The following is a 23,125-nucleotide window of genomic DNA, read 5'->3' as shown; positions in this document are numbered from 1 at the left end:
TTACCACCTCCGCAAGCGCGACTTAAGGTTTATCCTGTCGCGCTTACGGAGGTTTTTTTATGCAGATCTATAAAGTTGGCGGGGCCGTTCGTGATCGCCTGCTTGGCAAACCTGTCGCGGATACCGACTGGGTGGTGGTGGGCGCGACGACCGACGAAATGATGATCAAGGGCTATCGCCCGGTCGGGACGGATTTTCCGGTGTTTCTGCATCCCCTCACCGGCGAGGAATACGCGCTGGCCCGCACGGAGCGCAAGACAGGACGAGGCTACGGCGGCTTTGTGTTTCACACCGACCCGGACGTCACCCTCGAAGAGGACCTGATCCGGCGTGACCTGACGATCAATGCGATTGCGGAAGACAAACAAGGTCATCTGACCGATCCTTATCATGGTCAACGGGACCTCGAAGCACGCATTTTGCGCCATGTTTCTCCGGCGTTTGCCGAAGATCCCCTGCGTGTGCTGCGCGTTGCCCGCTTCGCTGCCCGCTACGCGCCTGACGGCTTCACCATTGCGCCTGAAACCATGGCACTGATGCGCCAACTCAGCGCATCCGGCGAACTTGAGGCCCTGACGCCCGAGCGCAGCTGGAAGGAAATTTCCCGCGCACTGATGGAGCGCGAACCTCAGGTGTTCATCGAGGTGCTGCGCGAATGCGGCGCGCTAAATGTCCTGATGCCGGAGGTCGATGCGCTGTTTGGGGTACCTCAACCGCAAGCGCACCACCCGGAGATCGATACGGGCCTGCACGTTCTGAGCGTCCTGCATCAAGCCGCTCTTCATCACCAGCCATTAAGCGTGCGCTGGGCGTGCCTGCTGCACGATCTGGGCAAAGGCCTGACGCCGGAAGAAGAATGGCCTCGTCATATCGCCCATGAACACAAAGGGCTGAAGGCCATCAAGGCCGTGAACCTGCGGTTCAAGGTGCCAAGGGATTGCCAGGAACTGGCGCTGTTGGTCGGCCAGTACCACACGCACGGGCATCGCGCCCTAGAGCTAAAGCCCTCAACGTTGCTCGATTTGCTGCAGACGTTTGACGTTTATCGCCGTCCGCAACGGTTCGAAGAGTTTATCGTCGCCTGCGAAATGGACGCCCGAGGCCGCAAAGGCTTTGAAAACCGGAGTTACCCACAGGCCGAATATTTGCGCGGCGCAGCCGAAGCGGCGCGAAGAGTCGCGGTGCAGCCGTTGCTGGATCAGGGCTATCAGGGACAGGAACTGGGCGAGGCACTCAAGCGTGAGCGGCTCGACACGTTGATGGTTTATAAGGCGTCGTATCAGGGTTAAACGCATCAATCACGCCGGACGTTCCTTCCTGTGGGAGCGAATTTATACGCGAAGGTTTATCAGGCGACACACACGTGTCGGATGCACCGGCCTCTCGCGAATAAATTCGCTCCCACAGACGTTCCGTGCTCTCAAATAGGCGCCAGCAGCGAATCGGGCGTCAATTGCGCTCCGCGCCATTCAAAAGCAACCGGCCAGAGCTTCTGATCAATCTGCGCCTCGGCCCACAGCTGCTGAAAGGGCACACCGACCGCAGGATGCAGACGCTCGGGCGCAATCAACGACAGCGGCCAGAGCACAAAGGCGTTTTTCAGGATTTCGGCGCGCGGCAATACCAGACCATCGAAATTGCCCACCTGTTCGTCGTACAGCAGCACGTCGATGTCCAGCGGCAAGCCCTTACGATCCGGCGCATAGCGACCGTTGTCAGCCTCAATGAATTTCAGTCGACGGTCCAGTTCGATCAATGGCAGGTCGGTCAGGGCAGACACCACCAGATTGAAAAACGGCCCGCTCTTGATGCCCACCGGGTGACTTTCGAACACCGGCGAACAGGTCATGTCGGTCAGGAAACCGGCCAACGCCTCCAGCCCGGCGCACAAGTGCCGCTCCCGGTCGATATTGCTGCCCAGGCCCAGGAAAATTCGTGTCAGCGGCATCCGCGCTCGATCTCCACACCCACGCCCTTGGCCGCTGGCACGGCTCCCGGTTTGGTCAGTTTGAGGTGCAGCCAGGGAATGTTGAACTCGCTCATCAGCACTTCGGCCAGACGCTCGGCGAATGTTTCGACCAACTGGTACTGCGCCGCTTCGGCAAAGGCCTGGATGCGAGCGGAAACGCTGGCATAGTCGAGCGCCTTGCTCAGGTCATCACCCGCCGCGGCCGGCCGATTGTCCCAGGCAAAACTCAGGTCCAGACGCAAGCACTGGCGAATGCCGCGCTCCCAGTCGTAGGCGCCAATCACCGTATCGACTTCCAGACCCTCAATGAAAACTCTGTCCAAGCCTTTCTCTCCGTTACACGACAAGGGCGCGATGCGCCGTTAGAATCAAGGCATCCTCGCCCGGAATGGTTAGCATGTTTTGGTTACTGGCGTTCCTCGCCTACCTGCTCGGCTCGCTGTCCTTTGCCATCCTGCTCAGCCGCATCACCGGGAGCCCGGACCCGCGTGCCAGCGGCTCGGGCAACGCTGGCGCGACGAACATGCTGCGCCTGGCCGGCAAGAAGCTCGCTATCCTGACCCTGATCGGTGACGTCTGCAAAGGCCTGATCCCCGTGCTGATCGCCAGCGGGATCGGGCTCGACCCTCGCGAACAAGCCTGGATCGGGCTCTGCGCAGTCCTCGGCCATCTCTTTCCGCTGTACTTCCGTTTCCGGGGCGGCAAAGGCGTAGCGACCGCGGCCGGCATGCTGCTGGGTTTGTACCCGCCCGCCGCCCTCCTGGCGATTGCTGCATGGCTGCTGACGTTCTACCTGACCCGCACCAGCTCACTGGCTTCGCTGATCGCCACTCCGCTGACCCTGCCGCTTCTCGCTTGGCAAGAGCCTCACGCGCTGCTGCCCATGACCCTGCTGACGCTGCTGATTGTCTGGCGTCATCGCGGCAATCTACGCGACCTGTTTGCCGGGCGCGAACGGCATTTCTGAATGCAAAAGATGAAAAAGGCTCAACCGAGCCTTTTTCATCACACGAAACCCACCTTACAGACCCGGCAATTGCTCCATCGGCCAGCGAGCCTGCACGCTGATGCTCAGGCCTTCCCTCTGACCCGCCTGCAACCGCTGGCAACCGGCAAACGCGATCATCGCGCCGTTATCGGTACAGAACTCCGGACGCGCGTAGTAAACGTTGCCGCCCAGACCGCTCAGCATCTTCTCCAGCGATTCACGCAATGCCTTGTTTGCACTCACGCCACCGGCGATCACCAGTCGCTTCATGCCAGCTTGCTTCAACGCACGCTTGCACTTGATGGTCAGAGTCTCCACCACCGCTTCCTGGAAGGCCAGCGAGATGTCGCAACGGGTTTGCTCACCGTCGTCCCCAGCGCTCTGGCACTGCTGCCAAGTGTTCAGGGCAAAGGTTTTCAAGCCGCTGAAACTGAAATCCAGCCCAGGACGCTCCGTCATCGGGCGCGGGAACGTGAAACGCCCCGGAACGCCTTTAACCGCCAGACGGGAAATTTCAGGACCTCCAGGATAATTCAGGCCCATCATCTTGGCGGTCTTGTCGAACGCCTCACCAGCCGCATCATCCAGCGTCTCGCCCAACAGCTCATAAAGACCGATCCCGTCGACCCGAACCAGCTGGGTGTGACCGCCCGACACCAACAAGGCGACGAACGGAAACTCGGGCGGCTGCTCCTCCAGCATCGGGGCCAGAAGATGACCTTCCATGTGGTGAACGCCGAGGGCGGGAATGTCCCAGGCAAATGCCAGCGCCTGGGCGCAGGAAGCGCCTACCAGCAGCGCGCCGACAAGGCCAGGACCCGCCGTGTACGCGATCGCGTCGATCTCGGTTACGGCACAGTCGGCCTCGGCAAGCACCTGACGAATCAAGGGCAGCATGCGTTTTACGTGGTCGCGGGACGCAAGTTCAGGCACCACGCCACCATAGACCCGGTGCAGGTCGATCTGGCTGAACAATGCATCGGCAAGCAGGCCGCGTTCGCTGTCGTACAGCGCAACGCCGGTCTCGTCACAGGAGGTTTCCAATCCCAGTACTAGCATGGGGTACGCCTTGTAGAGGCCAAATTCGAAGGCGCGCATAATAGTCGCCGCTCATCCCTGCGACCAGCGGTTTTCGATCAGAGGCTTTGCATTCCTCGCGGCGAGGGGTTAACATCCGCAACCCTTAAAAACCGACGTACTTAGTGCAAGCGTTGCACGAGGCGTTGACCCCGGTAATGAATGAAGGTAGCTCTGGATGCCAGCCGTCAAAGTTAAAGAGAACGAACCCTTCGACGTAGCTCTGCGTCGTTTCAAGCGCTCCTGCGAAAAAGCCGGTGTTCTGGCTGAAGTTCGTAGCCGCGAATTTTACGAGAAGCCGACTTCTGAGCGTAAGCGTAAAGCAGCTGCTGCTGTTAAGCGTCACGCCAAGAAAGTTCAGCGCGAACAGCGCCGCGCCGTTCGTCTGTATTAATACAGACGTCTGTCGCAAGCTTCTGCCTCGCCCGGCCCCAAAGCCGGGCTGCCGGCAGTTGCAGTTCTAGCCTCAAGCAGCATAGACAGAGGCTGTCGACGCCGCAGATGCGACCGAGACACACCCCGTCGAACTCTTCCAGCCTGATTCAGGCCGCGTTGACCCGTCTACACTGACCAAGCAACCGTCGTTACGCTTTGGATTCGCCACGATCTTTCTGGCGGGGCGCCTGATGATGAGAACGCCATGGCCGGACTGATTCCCCAGGGTTTTATTGACGACCTTCTGAACCGCACCGACATCGTCGATGTTGTCAGCTCGCGCGTTCAATTAAAGAAAACCGGCAAGAACTTCAGTGCGTGCTGTCCTTTCCACAAGGAAAAGACACCGTCGTTCAGCGTCAGCCCGGATAAACAGTTCTACTACTGCTTCGGTTGCGGCGCAGGCGGAAACGCCCTCGGCTTCATCATGGATCACGACAACCTGGATTTCCCCCAGGCCGTCGAAGACCTTGCGAAAGCCGCTGGCATGGAAGTGCCTCGCGAACAGGGCGTCAAAGGCCAAAAGCCAAGACAACCCACGGATTCGCCGCTTTACCCACTGCTCACAGCCGCCGCCGATTTTTACCGCGCCGCGCTGAAAAGCCACCCGACGCGTAAGTCGGCCGTGGATTACCTGAAGGGCCGCGGCCTTTCCGGCGAAATTGCCCGCGACTTCGGCCTGGGGTTCGCCCCGCCCGGCTGGGACAATCTCTACAAACACTTGAGCAGCGACACCCTTCAGCAGAAAGCCATGATCGATGCCGGCTTGCTGATCGAAAATGCCGAAACCGGCAAACGTTATGACCGATTCCGCGACCGGGTGATGTTTCCCATCCGCGACAGCCGTGGCCGAGTCATCGCCTTTGGTGGCCGCGTACTGGGTGATGACAAACCGAAATACCTGAATTCGCCGGAGACACCGGTCTTTCATAAAGGCCAAGAGCTTTACGGCCTGTTCGAGGCGCGCAAACACAACCGCAACCTTGACGAGATCATCGTTGTCGAAGGCTACATGGACGTCATCGCTCTCGCGCAGCAAGGCCTGCGCAACGCCGTGGCGACCTTGGGCACCGCGACCAGCGAAGAACATTTGAAACGTCTGTTTCGTGTCGTACCGAACGTGCTGTTCTGTTTCGACGGCGACCAGGCGGGCCGCAACGCCGCCTGGCGTGCGCTGGAGGCAACGCTTTCCAGCCTGCAGGATGGCAGACGTGCCCGGTTTCTGTTTCTGCCGGAAGGCGAAGACCCGGACACACTGGTTCGCGCCGAAGGTACGGATGCCTTCAAGGCAAGGATCAACCAGCATGCACAACCGCTGGCTGATTACTTCTTTGAGCAACTGACCAAAGAAGCCGACCCGCGCTCGCTGGAAGGCAAGGCGCACATGGTAACGCTGGCAGCGCCGCTGATCGAAAAAGTGCCAGGGGCCAACCTGCGTGAACTGATGCGCCGCCGTCTGAAGGAGATAACCGGCCTGGACACGGCAGCCGTGAACCAGTTGGTGCAGAGCGCACCAGCCGAGGCGCCGCCCGCCTACGATCCGGGTTTCGACTACGATTCAGTACCGGATTACAGCGACTATCAACCGCACGACGCGTATGAAGCTCAGCAGGAATGGACGCCGAAAGCGCCCGGCGGTCAGCAGAAAAAATGGGAAAACAAGCCTTGGGAAAAAGGCAAGAAATGGGACAGGAACGGCAAGCGGCCCGACTTTGAACCCCGGGCACCCCGCACACCGGCAACGGTTGAGCCACCGACACTGACCGCTCTCAGGACGTTACTGCATCACCCTGAGCTGTCGCAGAAGGTGGAAGATGCCAGCCATTTTGCAGCCGAAGACAACGTTTACTCGCAATTGCTTGTCGCATTGCTCGAAGCACTGCAAAAAAATCCCAAGCTGCGATCGCTGCAATTGATCGCTCGCTGGCACGGGACCGATCAAGGACGATTATTAAGACAACTGGCGGAAAAGGAATGGCTGATCTCGGCCGATAACCTTGAACAACAGTTTTTCGACACTATAACTAGCTTGTCCGCCCGCCAACGCGAGCGAAGCCTGGATCAATTGATCAGGAAGGAACGGCAGACAGGGTTGAGCGCAGATGAAAAAGTTCAGCTTCTCAACCTGTTAAATCGCAAAGTTCCTGCACAAACCCCGACCTCAACTGGCGCGTGAGGTCCTAGCTCGGGTATAATCCTCGGCTTGTTTTTTGCCCGCCAAGACCTTCAGTGGATAGGGTGTTATGTCCGGAAAAGCGCAACAGCAGTCTCGCCTCAAAGAGTTGATCAGCCGTGGTCGTGAGCAGGGTTACCTGACTTACGCGGAGGTCAACGACCACCTGCCGGAGGATATTTCAGATCCGGAACAGGTGGAAGACATCATCCGCATGATTAACGACATGGGGATCAACGTATTCGAGAGTGCTCCGGATGCGGACGCCCTTCTGTTGGCCGAAGCTGACACTGACGAAGCGGCCGCTGAAGAAGCAGCCGCAGCGTTGGCGGCAGTCGAAACCGACATCGGTCGCACGACAGACCCGGTGCGCATGTATATGCGCGAAATGGGTACGGTCGAGCTTCTGACACGTGAAGGCGAGATCGAAATCGCCAAACGTATCGAAGAAGGCATCCGTGAAGTGATGGGCGCTATCGCGCACTTCCCGGGCACGGTCGAGCACATTCTCTCCGAATACACTCGGGTTACCACCGAAGGTGGTCGCCTGTCCGACGTTCTGAGCGGCTATATCGACCCGGACGACGGCATTGCGCCGCCAGCCGAAGTCCCTCCGCCGATCGATCAGAAAGCCGAAAAGGCTGACGCCGCGGACGATGACGACGAAGAGTCGGACAGCGATGACGAGGAAGAGGCCGAAAGCGGTCCGGACCCTGTCGTGGCTGCCCAGCGCTTCGGTGCCGTTTCCGATCAGATGGCAATCACCCTCAAGGCCCTGAAAAAGCACGGTCGTGGCAGCAAGCAGGCCAACGAAGAGCTTCTGGCTCTGGCCGAGCTGTTCATGCCGATCAAACTGGTTCCAAAACAGTTTGAAGGCCTGGTCGAGCGTGTTCGCAGCGCCCTGGAGCGTCTGCGTGCACAAGAGCGTGCCATCATGCAGCTGTGTGTACGTGATGCACGCATGCCGCGCGCCGACTTCCTGCGCCAGTTCCCGGGCAACGAAGTCGATCAGAGCTGGACCGACGCACTGGCCAAAGGCAAAAGCAAATACGCTGAAGCCATTGGTCGCCTGCAAGCCGACATTCAACGTTGCCAGCAGAAGCTGACAGCGCTGGAAGAAGAAACCGGCTTGACTGTCCTGGAAATCAAGGACATCAACCGTCGCATGTCGATCGGTGAGGCCAAGGCCCGCCGCGCGAAGAAAGAGATGGTTGAAGCGAACCTGCGTCTGGTGATCTCGATCGCCAAGAAGTACACCAACCGCGGCCTGCAATTCCTCGATCTGATCCAGGAAGGCAACATCGGCCTGATGAAAGCGGTGGACAAGTTCGAATACCGTCGTGGTTACAAGTTCTCGACCTATGCCACCTGGTGGATCCGTCAGGCGATCACTCGCTCGATCGCCGACCAGGCCCGCACCATCCGTATTCCGGTGCACATGATCGAGACGATCAACAAGCTCAACCGTATTTCCCGCCAGATGCTGCAGGAAATGGGTCGTGAACCGACGCCGGAAGAGCTGGGCGAACGCATGGAAATGCCTGAGGATAAAATCCGCAAGGTATTGAAGATCGCAAAAGAGCCGATCTCCATGGAAACCCCGATCGGTGACGACGAAGATTCGCACCTGGGTGACTTCATCGAAGACTCGACCATGCAGTCGCCAATCGATGTCGCCACTGTTGAAAGCTTGAAAGAAGCGACGCGCGAAGTGCTCTCGGGCCTCACCGCCCGCGAAGCCAAGGTTCTGCGCATGCGTTTCGGTATCGACATGAATACTGACCACACCCTTGAGGAAGTCGGTAAGCAGTTCGATGTAACCCGTGAGCGTATCCGTCAGATCGAAGCCAAGGCGTTGCGCAAGCTGCGTCACCCGACCCGAAGCGAACATCTGCGTTCGTTCCTGGACGAGTAAGCGAAAAACGCGTCAACCAAAACCCCCGGCCCTGCCGGGGGTTTTGCGTTTTAAAGAATAAGATTTCGGCAGTGTGCCACCTTCCTCCAGCCCGACTACACTCGACTCATTCTCACCATTGAAACTATTGAGGCTGCCATGTTTTGGATGCCGGCCATTGTTTTCTTGTGCTTGATGGGGTCGACAAACGTCGACGCTCAGGTTCTTCCCCAAGGGGAAACGACCTCGCAGGGCATGCATGAGAAATCAATGCAGAGTACGGATGCTGCACCGCCCGACATCGAACACCCAGGCGACGCCCGTGCACAGGAGGCCTCTGAGGATCACCTTCCGACCATCAGCGGTCATTTGTACGCTCCAGCGAGCGAACTCCCGCAAACGTCTACCGATGCACCCCCTTTTACCTCGCCGGAACCTCTGCGTTTTTGGCGCGATTTCCTGCTCTATGGCCTGCCCGGCCTGCTGTTGCTGTCTTCGATCCTGGCGGTTGTCGTGCGCATCAACCGGCGCCTCAGCTCGGAAATCTCACGACGCGTCGCACTAGAACAGGAACTTCGCAGCAGCGAGTATCACTATCGCGGCATGATCGAGAGCCTGTCGGCCATTGCCTGGGAAGCCAACACGCACGACTACTCCTATAACTACGTTTCCCCGCACGCCGAGAACCTGCTCGGCTACCCGCTGCACCAATGGCGCCGATCGGGTTTCTGGCGCAGCATCGTGCATCAGGCCGATCTGGAGCGGGCTGAAACCTACTGCGACCAGCAAACAAGACTGGGCAACGATCACAGCGTGGATTACCGGGTGATCAGCGCCGACGGACGAGTGGTCTGGGTGCGGGACATCGTCAGCCTCATCACCTATGGCCGCGAGCCTGTCATGCGCGGATTGATGATCGACATCAGCGAGGCCAAGCAAACCGAAGAAGCCTTGCGCCTGTCTGAAGGCAAATTTGCCTCCGTGTTCGCTCAATGCCCGGACATCCTGGTGATCGCGCGGCTGTCCGATGGCTGCTTTCTGGAAGCCAACCAGGCCTTCGTCGAGCAGATTGGCCTGTCCGCCAGCGAAATCATCGGGAAGACGCCGAGCGAACTGAATATCTGGGGAATTCCGGACATCGGGCCAAGCCTGCTGCAGCGCCTGCAAAAGGGCAGCATCCGCAACCTGGAGATGCCGTTCCGGCGCAATAACGGACAGACGTTTACTGGCCTGTTATCGGCGGAGCCTTTCGATCTGGACTCAACGCCGGCGCTCGTCGTGGTCGTGCGCGACATCACCCCGCTCAAGGAAGCCCAGCAGCAACTGCAGATGTCCGAGGAGAAGTTCGCCAAAGCGTTTCACTCCTCCCCCGACGGCCTGTTGATTACCCGGCAAAGCGACGGCTTGCTGGTGGAAGTCAACGATGGCTTCAGCCGTATCACCGGCTATCACAGCGCGCTTTCACTGGACCGTACGACGCTGGACCTGGGCATCTGGGTCGACCTGAACGAGCGCCAGCAGTTGCTCGAGCAACTGAATCGCGACGGGTTCGTTAAAGACTTCACCAGCCATATTCGTCGCAGGGACGGTCAGATCAGACTGTGCGAAATTTCATCGCGACCGCTGCCGATTGGCGGTGAAGATTGCATGCTGACCATCGCTCGGGACATCACTGAACGGCACCAGATGCAGGAGAAGCTGCAACTGGCGGCCACGGTGTTCGAGAGCACCGCTGAGGGTGTCTTGATCACCGATACTCGCCAGCGCATCAACGCGGTCAACCGGGCCTTCAGTGAGATCACGGGTTATAGCGAAGGCGAAGCGATCGGTGAAACCCCTCGCCTGCTCGCCTCGGGTCTGCACGACAGCGCGTTCTATGCCGCCATGTGGTATCAGCTGACCGCCGAGGGCCACTGGCAGGGCGAGATCAGCAACCGACGCAAGAACGGCGAAATCTACCCGAGCTGGCTGACCATCAGCGCTGTACGTAATCGCGACAAGTTCATCACCCACTTCGTCGCGGTGTTCGCCGACATCTCCAGCCTCAAGCAGGCTCAGGCGCGACTGGATTACCAGGCCCACCACGACCCACTGACCGGTCTGCCAAACCGCACCCTGTTCGAAAGCCGCTTGCACGCCGCACTCAGCCATTGCAAAGAGGCCAAGAGCCTCGGCGCCGTACTGTTTCTCGACCTCGACCGGTTCAAGCACATCAACGACAGCCTCGGCCATCCGGTCGGCGACTTGCTGCTCAAGGGCATTGCTCAGCGGCTGAAGGAAAACCTGCGGGATATAGACACGGTTGCGCGGTTGGGCGGCGATGAATTCATCATTCTTCTGCCCGGCCTTCAAACGGCAGGCGATGCCGATGTCATCGCCACCAAACTGCTGAACAGCTTCTCGGCGCCATTTCAGGCCGGGGAGCACGAGTTCTTCATCAGCACCAGCATCGGCACGGCGCTGTTCCCCACCGACGGAGCAGACGTCGCGACGCTGATCAAGAATGCCGACGCCGCTATGTACCGCTCCAAGGCCAAAGGCCGTAATCGCGTCGAGAACTACACCCGGGACTTGACCGCCCAGGCCAGTGAACGCATCGCACTGGAACACGAACTGCGCCGGGCCATCGAGCGCAATGAATTCACGCTGTCCTACCAGCCGAAGGTCAGCCTGCTGACACAAAGATTGGTCGGTGCAGAGGCTCTGATTCGCTGGACTCACCCCACGTTCGGAGAAGTCCCACCGGAACGCTTCATTCCTCTGGCGGAAGAGAACGGCATGATCCTGCAGATCGGCGAGTGGGTGCTCGAAATGGCCTGCCAGCAGCTGCATCAGTGGAACCAGCGGTATGACGTGTTCGGGTCACTGTCTGTAAACCTCGCAGGGGCACAGCTGCGCCAACCCAATCTGGTCACGCGCATCGAGCAACTGCTGACTCAATACGAGCTCCAGCCGGGCTGCCTGCAACTGGAGATCACCGAAAACTTCATCATGTCGCAAACCGAGGAAGCCCTGTCGGTGTTGCATCGCCTTAAAAAGCTCGGCGTGCAACTGGCGATCGACGATTTCGGCACAGGCTACTCGTCACTGAGCTACCTCAAACGCTTGCCACTGGACATCCTCAAGATCGACCAGTCATTCGTACGCGGCCTCCCCGACGACCCTCACGACGCCGCCATCGTTCGCGCCATCATCGCCCTGGGCCGCAGCATGCAACTGACCGTCATCGCCGAAGGCGTGGAGAACCTCGAACAGCAGCAATTCCTGGCCGACGAAGGCTGCGAACAGATCCAGGGCTACATCGTCAGCCTGCCCCTGCGACCGGAAGAATTCTGCGCGACGTTTCTTCGTATAACGGTTTCGGACTTTTCGGATAGCACAGCTCGGAAACCGTCGTTATAATCCGCCGCCTGACTGAGGGCCTATAGCTCAGTTGGTTAGAGCAGAGGACTCATAATCCTTTGGTCCACGGTTCGAGTCCGTGTGGGCCCACCATATAAATCAGGGGCTGCAGCGCTGCTGCAGTTTCGAGAGGGTGTTTTGGAATGCCCCCGAGGTACAGTTCGGTACAGTCCGTGCCGATGTCCTTCGGAGAACAGCATGGCAACTCTCGCAAAAAACCCCTTCTGGTACATGGAAAGCAGTCATCTGAAAACAAGGATGGCCGACAGCGTCCAAGACCTTCCGCGCCAAACGCGACGCTGAGGGTTGGTCACGTAGAGCCGAAGACGAGATGGCCAGAGGCGTCTACATCCAGCGAAGCGGCTCAGAGCGCATGACCCTAGAGGCAGCCCTGAAGCGTTATCTTTCTGAAATCACTCCCACCAAAAAGCCTTCCGCTCAGCGTGTCGAGACCAGCAAGGCGAAAAAGCTCACTGCCGAGTTGGGTAAATACTCACTCGCCGCCCTATCCAGCTAGATCATCGCAGCTTACCGCGACAAGCGACTGTTTCAGCCTGCTGACCGGAAACGGACACTAACCAGCAACAGAACGGTATCGAGCCTGACAGCCACAAGGCCTGCATTCAATTGGCATATATTCATTTCGAGATAAGTTTTCGTTGACCGATTGATCTTATATCGATATCGAGATAAATTGCGATCACTGACGGCACTATCCCCGTACAGGAGCCCATGATGAGGCAGCGGGGATTAAGTGAGACCGTAAGCGCTATGGAGGGTCGGCAAATGGCAAACGCAGGGCAATATTTCTATACAAGGAATCAGATCAATGCAGGACGGCGTCAAACCAATCGTGTGGGTGGGCACCAGTAAAGAAGATCTGCGTGACTTTCCACCCGTCGCTCGACAACGAGCTGGGTATCAGCTGGAACTGATCCAGGAGGGCGATGAACCTGCCGACTGGAAGCCGATGGAAAGCGTAGGGCAAGGTGTGCGGGAGATCCGCATCACGTGTAAAGATGGGGCTTTTCGCGTGTTTTATGTGGTGAAGCGGTCGGACGGCATCTATGTCCTTCATGCGTTTCGCAAAACCACTGAAAAGACGGAAAAGCGCGACATTGACTTGGCTGCAACCAGATACAAGTCGCTGGACTGATGAGACGTGACGCCCCCTGGAATTAGGGGGCTTCAACACCCCTTCCGTTTACGGCAAGGGGTAAAGTCGCAGTCTCAGTTCATACTCATGTGCTTTTCTAATCTAAATGCAACAGAAGCAGAAATGAGGGATAAATAATGGCAAACGAACGCTCTAGCTCTGTGTGGGATGCGTTGGTTGATTCGCCAGAAGAAGCCGAGAATCTTCGGCTGCGCTCCAAGCTGATGCGAGTGCTGACCAAGACTGTACGGTCGTGGGATCTGCCGCAGAAAGATGCGGCACGACAGCTCCACGTTACCCAGCCGCGTCTGAGTGAGCTGCTGAACGGGAAGATTGATAAGTTCTCCCTGGATGCTCTGGTGAACCTGTTGGCCTGCGCAAATTTGGAAGTCGATATAACCGTTAAAGAAAAAGTCGCCTGATCAGGGCGTGCGAATTATGAAGGGCTGACCTTAGGGCGGCCTTTTTCGTTTCTATGGTGATCACCCCGATCACCCTGACCTTCAAAGCATTTCACACCCTTCACGGCTGATCTTCATTCTGCGATAACGTGCCTTGGTGCTCGCACGGCCAGCGTCCAACGCCTGCAAGAATGCCTCGGGGCGGTCCATCGGCAGCGCCTTCAACTCGGCGATATCCCTCTCCCACCACTCGCTCGCCAGGAGCCGCTCGATGATGTCGGGAGAATGTCGGTAGCGAATGATTTTGGCAGGGAATCCCGCCACGATGGCGTAAGGCGGGACGTCTTGAGTGACGACCGCGCGGGTGGCGATGATGGCGCCGGTCCCCACTGTCACGCCTTCCATGATCATCGCGCTATGGCCGATCCAGACGTCGTGTCCGATCTCGGTCGTGTCGGTCCGGGCGTTGTAGGTCAGTGGCGCGTCGGTGTACTGGAAGGGATGCGAACTCACCCAGTCACTAGGGTGGGTGTATTTTTCCTGGCCGATGAAGACGTCGGACGCGATGGAGCAGAAACGGCCGATGGACGACACCAGCGAGAGATGCGTGCCGCTTCGAATGTAGGTGTGCGCGCCGATTTCCACGTGACGCGCGCGCAGTTCGACGTGTCCCAGTTCGACGCAGTCCTCGATGACCAGCTCGCTGCGTTTGCTCATCGACTCCAGACCACCCGCGAGCTTGGCGCCGCGTTTCTTGATCCAGCGTTTCCAGTAGAGATTTTTCAGGAACTGCAAAAGTTTTACCTCGTCGCCGGGCGTCGGGATTTCAGAGGCGGCAAGCCTATCAGAAGCCGGGGCACCACACGTTTGCCAAACGGCTGGATATTTTCGTTCCCTCAAGGGTCTGTAACCCCATGAATACGCCTTTATTGCCTCACTGGCTTCGCCGGGTCCTGCGCCCTTTGCTCGATCCTTACCGCCGCTATCGCCACGCGCGCTACATTCATGCCGGTCGCATCGTGGTCGGTTTGCTGGTGTCGATCCTGCTCACCACGGGGATTCACCTGCCCCATGGCGAATGGGCGTCCGTCACCATGCTGATCGTGATTGGCGGTTTGCAGCATCACGGCAATATCGGCAAGAAGTCGGTAGAACGGGCGTACGGCACGTTGATTGGCGCAGCGTTGGGCTTGGCGGTGGTGGCGCAGGAAAGCTATTTAGGCATGCCGCTGCTGACCTACGTGGTCATGTCGCTGATCTGTGGCTTCTTCGCGTATCACGCCATCGGCAAGGGCGGTTACACGGCGCTGCTGTCGGCGATTACGCTGTTTATCGTGGCGGGCCATGGCGACAACCCGATCACCGACGGGCTTTGGCGCACGGTGGATATCCTGATCGGGATCGCGCTGGCCCTGGCGTTTTCCTTCGCCCTGCCGCTGTATGCGGTGTACTCGTGGCGCTACAACCTGGCCACCGGGCTGCGGGACTGCGCCAAGGTGTACGAACGCATCAGCAGCGGGCAGTCGATTACCGCCGACGAGCATTTGAAGCTGCTCGCACGGCTCAACGCAACGATGCTGCAGCTGCGCTCGTTGATGCCGTCCGTGTCGAAAGAAGTGAAGATTTCGCTGGTCGAACTGGACGCCATCCAAGGCCATTACCGCATGTGCCTTAGCACGCTGGAGATCCTGTCGAACCTGCGTCCGGCCGACTTGGGCAACGTGGGCATGAATGCCGAGCAGCGTCGAATCCGGCGCATGCTCATCGGGATGGCGAGGGCGTTGAAGACGGGCGCCACGGAGCGTCTGGAGCGCCCTACCGAATCCTTGGCAGTAGGCCCGGAAACGCCCGCTGCGTCAGCCGAAGTACTGGGTTATCAGTTGATGACCCGGCAACTGGCGCTGAACATCGAAGGCCTTCAGCAGAGGCTGGCGAAGACGGCAAAGCAGTGGAAGATCTGATCTTCGCCGTCAACGGGTTCGATCAATACCGAGACGGCACAACCATGTCGCGCGGCACAGGCGCGCGCAGGTAGTTGGCGTTGTATTCGCGCTCGGGCAACACCACCTGTGGCGACTCCACATCGCCGCGCGGGATCTGCTCCAGCAAGTGGTGAATGCAGTTCAGGCGTGCGCGCTTCTTGTCATCCGCCTCAACGATCCACCACGGCGCGACGTCAGTGTGTGAGCGGGTGAGCATTTCCTCTTTGGCACGGGTGTAGTCCTCCCAGCGACGACGGGATTCCAGGTCCATTGGCGACAGCTTCCACTGTTTCAGCGGATCGTGAATGCGCATGAGGAAGCGGCGGTATTGCTCATCGTCGGTGATCGAGAACCAGTACTTGATGAGGATGATGCCCGAGCGCACCAGCATCTTTTCGAACTCGGGCACGGTGCGGAAAAACTCTTCGTATTCGTCGTTATCGCAGAACCCCATGACCCGCTCGACACCTGCGCGGTTGTACCAACTGCGGTCGAACAGCACCATTTCACCGGCAGCGGGCAGGTGCGAAACGTAGCGCTGGAAATACCACTGAGTGCTTTCGCGCTCGCTCGGCGCCGTCAGTGCGGCGACCCGGCAAACACGCGGGTTCAGGCGTTGAGTGATGCGCTTGATCGCGCCGCCCTTCCCGGCTGCGTCGCGCCCTTCGAACAACACCACGACCTTGAGCTTCTGGCTGACGACCCAGTCCTGCAACTTGACCAGCTCACCCTGCAGGCGCAGCAACTCGCGGAAGTAGACGCGTCGATCAATGCCCTTCGGCACCTCTTCACCCAGGCCGGAGAGCAGCTCGTCCAGACGCGCATCGTCGTACTCCATTTCCAGCTCTTCGTCGAAGCTGTCAAGGATATCGGCGCGTATATAGTGGGCGGTTTCGGACAAATCCAGATGCTGGCTATCGGTCATGGCGGGGCTCCCGGCTTGGATTCAGAGGGTCTAAACGTCAGAAGGCCGATTTAGACATGCCGGGAGTGACAGCTGAATGACAAAACGATGACTTCGAGGAAAAGTCCTACAGAGGCTGTGTCATTTCTAAACGGTTTCGACGGTAATCTGCTGAACCGCCCGGAACGGTGCCAGTGAAGGCTCATCCGCTTGGGATGAGGTAATCAGCGTCCATTCGCGCTCGATGGGCGTCCAGTGTTGCTGACGAGCGCGGCCGAGTTTGTCGGCATCCGCGAGGACGAACACCTGCGCGGCGCGCCTGATGATGCATTCCTTCAAGTACGCCTGTTGATCGCTGGCTTCGCACAGACCGAACTCGGCGACCACTCCGTCAGCGCCCATGAACGCCTTATCGACGCTCAGGCGGCTCAAGGTCAGTTCAGCCAGCGGCCCAAGCGTGCTCATGCTCGAACCCCGAAGGTCGCCGCCGATCAGCGTCAGGCGAATCCCCGGTGCGTTGGCCAGCGTCATGACCGCCAGAAGGTTGTTGGTGACCACGTGCACGTTTTGTCGCGAACACAGGTGCAATGCCAGCGCCGCACACGTGGTGCCACCGTCGAGCAGCACCGTGTCGCCATCGTCAACATGCAGCGCCGCCGCTTTGGCGATGATGTCTTTCTGATCGCGCTGGGTCGCCTTGCGCTCTTCCAGCGACGCTTCCGGCTCATGCACGCCAATCAGCGCCGTGGCACCGCCGTGGGTACGCACCAGATGCCGCTGTTTGGCGAGCATGGTGAGGTCGCGCCGCACGGTGGCTTCCGACACGCCAAGCGCAGCGCTCAGTTGCTCGACATTGGTGTCGCGGGCGCGCACCAGTTCGAGAATTGCGCGGTGACGGTCGGTGGCTTTCATGGACGGGCTCGTAAGGGAAAGGCCGCTGATCTTACACGACGGAGGCCTGACACCTCACCCCCGACGCGTGGCCAGTTCAGCGCCCTGGCGCAGCGCTTCGAGCAGACTGCGTTCGTCGGCGATGCCCTTACCGGCGATGTCGAATGCAGTGCCGTGATCCACCGAGGTCCGGATCACTTCCAGGCCTACGGTGACGTTGACCCCCGCTTCCAGACCCAGCACTTTCACCGGACCATGGCCCTGATCGTGGTACATCGCGACCACCAGATCGAAATCGCCACGCCCCGCGCGGAAGAAAAGCGTGTCCGCTGGCAGCGGACCGGTCACATCCAGGCCCTGTTCCTGCAACAACTTCACCGCCGGGATGATTTTCTCCTCTTCTTCGCCATAACCGAACAGGCCGTTCTCGCCCGCGTGCGGGTTGATGCCGCACACACCAATACGCGGCCTGGCGATGCCGGCCTTGATCAGCGTGGCATTACCGCGCTCGATGGTGCGCTGCACCAGGCCCGGTTCGATCTTGCGGATCGCATCAATGATGCCGATGTGCGTGGTCACATGAATGACCCGCAGGTGCGGCGCAACCAGCATCATCGAGACTTCGTCCACATGGGTCAGGTGCGCCAGCATCTCGGTGTGGCCTGGGTATTTGTGGCCACCGGCGTGCAGCGCTTCTTTATTCAGCGGTGCGGTACAGATCGCGTCGATCTGCCCCGCCTCGGCCAGTTGCACGGCCCGCGCGATGTATTGAAACGCGCCGTCGCCGGCAATGGGCGACAGCTGACCGAACGGCAGATCGGCAGGGATGAGGTTCAGGTCGATGCAGTCGATGGTGCCTGGCTCGTACTGCGCCTCCGAAGCCTCCTTGATGCGACGAATCTTCGCGCTGCCTTTGACGATTTCGTTTGCCAGTTCCAGGCGTCCGGCATCACCGATCACCAGCGGACGGCACTGCTGATACACGACCTCGTGGGTCAGGCTCTTGACGATGATTTCCGGACCTACGCCTGCGGCGTCGCCCATGGTGATGCCGATGATGGGCAAATAGTTACTCATGATGTTTACCTTGTGGCGCAGAATTCTTGACCGAGCCTGCGGCGTATTCCGCAGGCTCTACAGCGTTATTCATGTGCAGCCACGCCGCGTAGAGCGCGTGGTCGGAGCCGAACGCACCGGCCTTGGTGACAACACCGGGACGATGGCCGTGGCGTGTAGCGATCGGGCGCCCGAACGCAACGCCCGCTTCGATTTCACAGAGCAGTTGCAGGCTGCCGATACCCACCGCTTCGAGCATGGCCCGCGCGGTTTCACCACCCGTGGCGACCAGACCGCCGACGTGAGCGAAGTGAGGTCGCACCAGCGCGGCCAGCAAGGTCGACAGCCGCGCACCTTCGGCCGGATCAAAGGCCTCGTCCCGGCCGATGCGCAACAGCAGATCTTCGCCACGACGCAGGTACTCGCCAATACGCATTTCCCAACCGGCCCAGTCCGCGTGTGCCACGCCCTGACGCAGCACGGCAGGTGGCACGACGAGCTCGCCGATGGATGCGCGCTCCTTCAGCATCGCGCATTGACGTTGGGAAACGTCGGACAGGCTGCCGACCAAAACCAACGTAGGCGCGTGTTTTTCACGTGCGAACACGGGACTAGTGCCCGACGCCGACAACACATCAGGCAACGCCGCAAGTTCACGCGCCAGCCCACCGGATCCCACCCAGAACAAGGGCGCTGATAAGTTCGCGGTGACGATCGCCAGCGTCCTCAGGTCCTCGGCGGTTTGCGCATCGACGATCAGCGCCTGGATAACGCTGCCAGCCATTTCGACAATGTGACCGGCCAGCGCATCACCGTCTCCACGCAAGGTATCCAACGTCAGCTTGGCGGTCCGCAGACCTGCGCCTTCAAGCAAAGTATCGATGTTGGCCGAACGGTCTGCGTGCTCCAGCTTCCAAGTGTCGGTGGTTTCCAGCGGCTGACCGTTGACCAGCACCCTGCCCTGAAGCGTGGTGCGCCCGGTTGCAGGAAAGGCCGGCGCGACGATCGCCAGACCCGCGTGCGACTGGAGTGCAGCGACTTCAGATGCCCAGTTGCCGCGCAGGGTCGAGTCGATCTTCTTGTACAGTCGCTGCCCCGGTTTGAGCAGCGTCCGGTACGCCGTCAGCGTGTGCTCAGCGGCTTGCGCTACAGACAAGCGACGGGTGTCGGTATCAATGGCGACCACGCTTGCATCGCCGGTGTCATGGGACGCATCAAGGGTCACCACCGTGCTCAGTCCGGCGCCCGCGAAAGCAATCGCGCAATCCGCCGCACCGGACAGATCATCGGCAATGATCAGCAATGTCATCGAACCACCTCCCGCTCCGCAGCCACCTTCACCGGCTCGTCGTTCACCGGCGTGTCAGCGTGACGCGCTTTGTAGCGCTTGGCGACGGACGCGGTAAGAATCGGCGACAAAACAGCGGTGACCACCACGCACGCCGCCACCAGCAAGGTCGCGGAATTTGCAGCGTCGGTGTAGACCGGATTCGCTGCCGCCACCAGCGCGGGGACTGCTGCCGCATTACCCGCCGTGTTGGCCGCTGCGACGCCCGCAACGCCGGTCCCGCCCGACACCTGGTCGGCGAAATACAGCGGAATGCCGGTCAGCACGACCACTGCCAGGCCCAGGCCAATACCCAACAAGCCCGCCTGCCAGACCTTGTGCAGGTCGAGGCTGGCGCCCAGCGCCAAGGCAAAGAACGGAATCATTACCGGCACAGCCTTGGCCAGAAAGTCGCGCATCTCGCGGTCAAGGTTACCCAGCAACATGCCCAGCAGCAGCGGCAGGATTGCCCCCACCAGCGTAGGCCACGGAAACGCCGCCAACCCGGCGACACCCAGCGTGACCATGGTCAGGAACGGCCCGGACTCCAGCGACATGACCGAGTAAGCGCCGACGTCTTCGGACCGCCCGTATTGGCCCATCAGTGCCATGTACAACCCGCCGTTGGTGTCGTTCATGGCGGCGACCACCGCCAGCGTCGACAGCCCGGCGAAGATGCCCGACGTGATCGGCTGCTCCCCCAGGAAGTGCCCCATGATCACGCCGATCACGATGGCGGTTCCGACCTTGGTGCCAAACAGCACGCCCCCTTTCTTCAACAGATACGGTGTGGCTTTGATGTCGATGCTGGCGCCCATGCACACGTAGAACACCGCGAGAATAGGCAGCGAACCGGTGAACAGTGCGTTGGTGAACGAGCCGAAGAACTTCGGCATGTCAGGCAGAAACGTTGCGACGAGCGAGCCGATCAGCAGGGGCACGATCATCATGCCGCCGGGTACACGTTCAATGGTGCGCTTGATAGGAATCTGGGCCACGGGAGCACTCCTTATTTTTATAGTGGGGCAGTGGTGTGATGCATCAGGCTAAAGGCTTGAATTTGAGCGAAACGATCATCTTTGTGATCAGTTCACGCAAATCAGCTTATTGCATTCGCACAAATCGCGCAAACCGATCAACAAAATGATCACTTCGAGCAAATGAAGCGATAAGACTTCGCGTGATGGCGGACCAACACTCGACGTCGACGAAACGGGCTGGCAGGCTGCACCCAGCGCAAAATGAAACCACTGGAGCCCGACATGTCCCACGCGTACAGCCCGCAGGAATGGCAACTCAGGCAAGAACTGGCCGCCTGTTATCGCCTGATCGCTCATTACAGGATGACCGACCTGATCTTCACCCACCTTTCCCTGCGCATCCCCGGCCCCGAGCATCACTTTCTGATCAACCCTTACGGCCTGATGTTCGAGGAGATCACGGCCTCGAACCTGGTGAAGATCGATCTTCACGGCAATAAGGTCGAGGCCTCGCCGTACCCGGTGAACCCCGCGGGTTTCGTGATTCACAGCGCCATTCACAGTGCGCGGGAAGATGCTCAGTGCGTTCTGCACACGCACACCAAGGCCGGGTGTGCGGTGGCCGCGCAGACGTGCGGGTTACTGCCGGTGAACCAGATCTCGATGGAGTTCTATGGCCGCGTCGGTTACCACGACTACGAAGGCATCGCCCTGGATTTCAGTGAGCAACAACGCCTCGTGGCCGATCTGGGCGATCACTCGGTGATGATCTTGCGCAACCATGGTTTGCTGACCGTGGGCGACAGCGTGAAGCAGGCCTTTCTGCGCATGTATTACCTGGAGAAAGCCTGTGAGATTCAGGTCACGGCGCAAGCCAGTGGCAACCTGCTCTTGCCGCCTGAAGAGGTCTGCCGGCGCACGGAAAGACAATTCAACGCACCCGGCCAAGGTGTTGCGGAGGGTGAGCTGAGCGATCTGGACGCCGTGGATTTTGCCTGGGCGGCCTTGCTGCGCCTGCTGGACCGCGTGGCACCGGGGTACAAGGATTGATCGCGAGTTTCTAGCGAAAGCGCCGGGCCAGCTTCCATTCATGCTGCGCCCCCGCTCCCTGTGGGAGACGTCGGAGGTTACGACGGCAGCGAAGGCGGTGGGTCAGTCACCGGTGATGTCACTGTCCCACCGCATTCGCCACTGTCGTAACCTCCAGCAGCTCCCACAGGTCTTGCGGCAGCCACAGGTTCTGGGTCTATCCAGTTCAGAGGTGTTGAGGCAGCAACAGGTTCTGTGGTCTACCCGCTCCCTGTGGGAGACGTCGGAGGTTACGACGGCAGCGAAGGCGGTGGGCCAGTCACCGGTGATGTCACTGTCCCACCGCATTCGCCACTGTCGTAACCTCCAGCAGCTCCCACAGGTCTTGCGGCAGCCACAGGTTCTGGGTCTATCCAGTTCAGAGGTGTTGAGGCAGCCACAGGTTCTGGGTCTGCCCGGTTCAGAGGTCTTGAGGCAGCAACAGGTTCTGTGGTCTACCCGCTCCCTGTGGGAGACGTCGGAGGTTACGACGGCAGCGAAGACGGTGGGTCAGTCACCGGTGATGTCACTGACCCACCGCATTCGCCACTGTCGTAACCTCCAGCAGCTCCCACAGGTCTTGCGGCAGCCACAGGTTCTGGGTCTGCCCGGTTCAGAGGTCTTGAGGCAGCAACAGGTTCTGTGGTCTCCCCGGTTCAGAGGTCTTGAGACAGCAACAGGTTCTGTGGTCTCCCAGGTACCTGTGGGAGACGTCGGAGGTTACGACGGCAGCGAAGGCGGTGGGTCGGTCTCTATTGATGCTGAGGGGCTTATGAGCCTGCAAGCCCGCGCCTACAGGACTAATGCCTGACCAGGCGTTCGACAACGGGTAACATTGCGCGCTTGCCGAAGGAGATTCACCTCTTGCCTGACACTCGCCCTCCCGCTCTGGATGACATCGACCGCCAGTTGATCGCGGCCTTGCAGATCAATGCACGCGAGCCCGTCGCCAATCTGGCTCGCCAGCTTGGCATCGCTCGCACAACGGTGACGTCGCGTCTGGCACGCCTGGAAAAGGCGAAAATCATCACCGGCTACGGCGTGAGACTGAGCCAGCGTGTGGTGGATGGCGGCTTACAGGCGTATGTCGGGATCACCGTGCAGCCTCGTTCCGGCAAGGAAGTGCTGCGGCGGTTGAGTGCGCTGGCTCAGGTGCAGCAGTTGTGCGCCGTCAGTGGCGAATTCGATTACGTGGCCTGGCTGCGCACCGATTCGCCCGAACAACTGGATCAATTGCTGGACCTTATCGGCAGCGTCGATGGCGTGGAAAAGACCACCACGTCGATCATCCTCAGCAGCAAGATTGATCGCGGACAGCCGGTTTAGGGCTATTTGATCAAAGTGACGTCAACCTGCGTCACTTTGCCTAAAATCTCTACATAACGACGACACTCTGCGTCTTATTAACGTCTCAACTGTTAT

General features: G+C 59.5%; 19 protein-coding genes, 1 tRNA gene and 2 pseudogenes. 13 read left to right on the top strand and 9 right to left on the bottom strand.

Going from position 1 to position 23,125, the window contains the following annotated elements:
* Positions 1-59: 59 nt before the first annotated feature.
* Positions 60-1,289 (top strand): multifunctional CCA addition/repair protein, encoded by a 1,230-nt coding sequence (locus AB4N84_RS13130; RefSeq protein ID WP_460046666.1) that lies wholly within the window; start codon positions 60-62, stop codon positions 1,287-1,289.
* A gap of 131 nt (positions 1,290-1,420) precedes the next feature.
* Here the strand turns inward: AB4N84_RS13130 and folK are convergent, their stop codons facing one another.
* A complete protein-coding gene (folK, locus tag AB4N84_RS13125; RefSeq protein WP_460046665.1) occupies positions 1,421-1,948 on the bottom strand; it encodes a 2-amino-4-hydroxy-6-hydroxymethyldihydropteridine diphosphokinase in 528 nt (175 codons plus the stop codon).
* The gene (folB, locus tag AB4N84_RS13120) at positions 1,939-2,292 is read right to left on the bottom strand and encodes a dihydroneopterin aldolase (protein WP_074752232.1); all 354 of its coding nucleotides are present in this window, start codon (positions 2,290-2,292) and stop codon (positions 1,939-1,941) included. Before folB ends, folK begins: the two co-directional genes overlap by 10 nt.
* A gap of 74 nt (positions 2,293-2,366) precedes the next feature.
* Between folB and plsY the strand changes: the two genes are divergently transcribed.
* Positions 2,367-2,936: a glycerol-3-phosphate 1-O-acyltransferase PlsY gene (plsY, locus tag AB4N84_RS13115; RefSeq protein ID WP_074752233.1), complete on the top strand. Its 570-nt coding sequence runs from the start codon at positions 2,367-2,369 to the stop codon at positions 2,934-2,936.
* Between the two features lie 54 nt (positions 2,937-2,990).
* On the opposite strand, the gene tsaD is transcribed toward plsY, so the two are convergent.
* Complete coding sequence (gene tsaD / locus AB4N84_RS13110) at positions 2,991-4,016, bottom strand: tRNA (adenosine(37)-N6)-threonylcarbamoyltransferase complex transferase subunit TsaD (protein ID WP_460047011.1); 1,026 nt, start codon at positions 4,014-4,016, stop codon at positions 2,991-2,993.
* A 196-nt stretch (positions 4,017-4,212) separates the two neighbouring features.
* Here tsaD and rpsU point away from each other — a divergent pair, with 196 nt between their 5' ends.
* From rpsU to AB4N84_RS13070, 8 genes and pseudogenes are all read left to right on the top strand, one after another.
* On the top strand, positions 4,213-4,428 hold the full coding sequence (gene rpsU, locus AB4N84_RS13105; protein WP_002551877.1) for a 30S ribosomal protein S21: 216 nt from the start codon (positions 4,213-4,215) through the stop codon (positions 4,426-4,428).
* A gap of 246 nt (positions 4,429-4,674) precedes the next feature.
* Positions 4,675-6,645, top strand: coding sequence for a DNA primase (gene dnaG / locus AB4N84_RS13100; protein ID WP_074752234.1), 1,971 nt, complete (start codon positions 4,675-4,677; stop codon positions 6,643-6,645).
* Positions 6,646-6,712: 67 nt separating this feature from the next.
* A complete protein-coding gene (gene rpoD / locus AB4N84_RS13095) occupies positions 6,713-8,557 on the top strand; it encodes an RNA polymerase sigma factor RpoD (protein WP_074752235.1) in 1,845 nt (614 codons plus the stop codon).
* 423 nt (positions 8,558-8,980) lie between these two features.
* A pseudogene (locus tag AB4N84_RS13090) lies at positions 8,981-11,938 on the top strand (sensor domain-containing protein); the annotation flags it as partial.
* Between the two features lie 16 nt (positions 11,939-11,954).
* Positions 11,955-12,031, top strand: a tRNA-Ile gene (locus tag AB4N84_RS13085).
* A gap of 151 nt (positions 12,032-12,182) precedes the next feature.
* Positions 12,183-12,524: pseudogene (locus tag AB4N84_RS13080) on the top strand (hypothetical protein); the annotation flags it as partial.
* Positions 12,525-12,767: 243 nt separating this feature from the next.
* Positions 12,768-13,094 carry a type II toxin-antitoxin system RelE/ParE family toxin gene (locus AB4N84_RS13075; RefSeq protein ID WP_460046664.1) on the top strand — a complete coding sequence of 109 codons (327 nt, stop codon included), beginning with the start codon at positions 12,768-12,770 and terminating at the stop codon, positions 13,092-13,094.
* Positions 13,095-13,231: 137 nt separating this feature from the next.
* Entirely contained in the window at positions 13,232-13,516 is a 285-nt protein-coding gene (locus tag AB4N84_RS13070) for a helix-turn-helix domain-containing protein (protein ID WP_074752236.1), read from the top strand.
* An 81-nt stretch (positions 13,517-13,597) separates the two neighbouring features.
* On the opposite strand, the gene AB4N84_RS13065 is transcribed toward AB4N84_RS13070, so the two are convergent.
* A complete protein-coding gene (locus AB4N84_RS13065; RefSeq protein WP_460046662.1) occupies positions 13,598-14,290 on the bottom strand; it encodes a CatB-related O-acetyltransferase in 693 nt (230 codons plus the stop codon).
* Between the two features lie 119 nt (positions 14,291-14,409).
* On the opposite strand from AB4N84_RS13065, the gene AB4N84_RS13060 reads away from it, so the two are divergent.
* Positions 14,410-15,456 carry an FUSC family protein gene (locus AB4N84_RS13060; protein WP_074752238.1) on the top strand — a complete coding sequence of 349 codons (1,047 nt, stop codon included), beginning with the start codon at positions 14,410-14,412 and terminating at the stop codon, positions 15,454-15,456.
* A gap of 22 nt (positions 15,457-15,478) precedes the next feature.
* On the opposite strand, the gene ppk2 is transcribed toward AB4N84_RS13060, so the two are convergent.
* The 5 genes from ppk2 to AB4N84_RS13035 form a co-directional block, all read right to left on the bottom strand.
* On the bottom strand, positions 15,479-16,402 hold the full coding sequence (ppk2, locus tag AB4N84_RS13055; protein WP_460046661.1) for a polyphosphate kinase 2: 924 nt from the start codon (positions 16,400-16,402) through the stop codon (positions 15,479-15,481).
* 126 nt (positions 16,403-16,528) lie between these two features.
* Entirely contained in the window at positions 16,529-17,293 is a 765-nt protein-coding gene (locus AB4N84_RS13050) for a DeoR/GlpR family DNA-binding transcription regulator (RefSeq protein WP_460046659.1), read from the bottom strand.
* 54 nt (positions 17,294-17,347) lie between these two features.
* Entirely contained in the window at positions 17,348-18,349 is a 1,002-nt protein-coding gene (gene pdxA / locus AB4N84_RS13045) for a 4-hydroxythreonine-4-phosphate dehydrogenase PdxA (protein ID WP_460046658.1), read from the bottom strand.
* On the bottom strand, positions 18,342-19,637 hold the full coding sequence (locus AB4N84_RS13040) for a four-carbon acid sugar kinase family protein (protein ID WP_460046657.1): 1,296 nt from the start codon (positions 19,635-19,637) through the stop codon (positions 18,342-18,344). The genes pdxA and AB4N84_RS13040 overlap by 8 nt, the downstream gene beginning before the upstream one ends.
* Entirely contained in the window at positions 19,634-20,653 is a 1,020-nt protein-coding gene (locus AB4N84_RS13035; RefSeq protein WP_460046655.1) for a 2-keto-3-deoxygluconate permease, read from the bottom strand. The genes AB4N84_RS13040 and AB4N84_RS13035 overlap by 4 nt, the downstream gene beginning before the upstream one ends.
* A gap of 264 nt (positions 20,654-20,917) precedes the next feature.
* Here AB4N84_RS13035 and AB4N84_RS13030 point away from each other — a divergent pair, with 264 nt between their 5' ends.
* Both AB4N84_RS13030 and AB4N84_RS13025 read left to right on the top strand, forming a co-directional pair.
* A complete protein-coding gene (locus tag AB4N84_RS13030) occupies positions 20,918-21,685 on the top strand; it encodes a class II aldolase/adducin family protein (RefSeq protein WP_460046653.1) in 768 nt (255 codons plus the stop codon).
* Positions 21,686-22,567: 882 nt separating this feature from the next.
* A complete protein-coding gene (locus tag AB4N84_RS13025) occupies positions 22,568-23,029 on the top strand; it encodes an Lrp/AsnC family transcriptional regulator (RefSeq protein WP_062385556.1) in 462 nt (153 codons plus the stop codon).
* Positions 23,030-23,125 lie beyond the last annotated feature (96 nt).

This window comes from Pseudomonas sp. S2_H01 (assembly GCF_054668305.1).
Note: the sequence above shows the minus strand (reverse complement) of the source record. Positions and strands in the feature narration are given on the sequence as shown.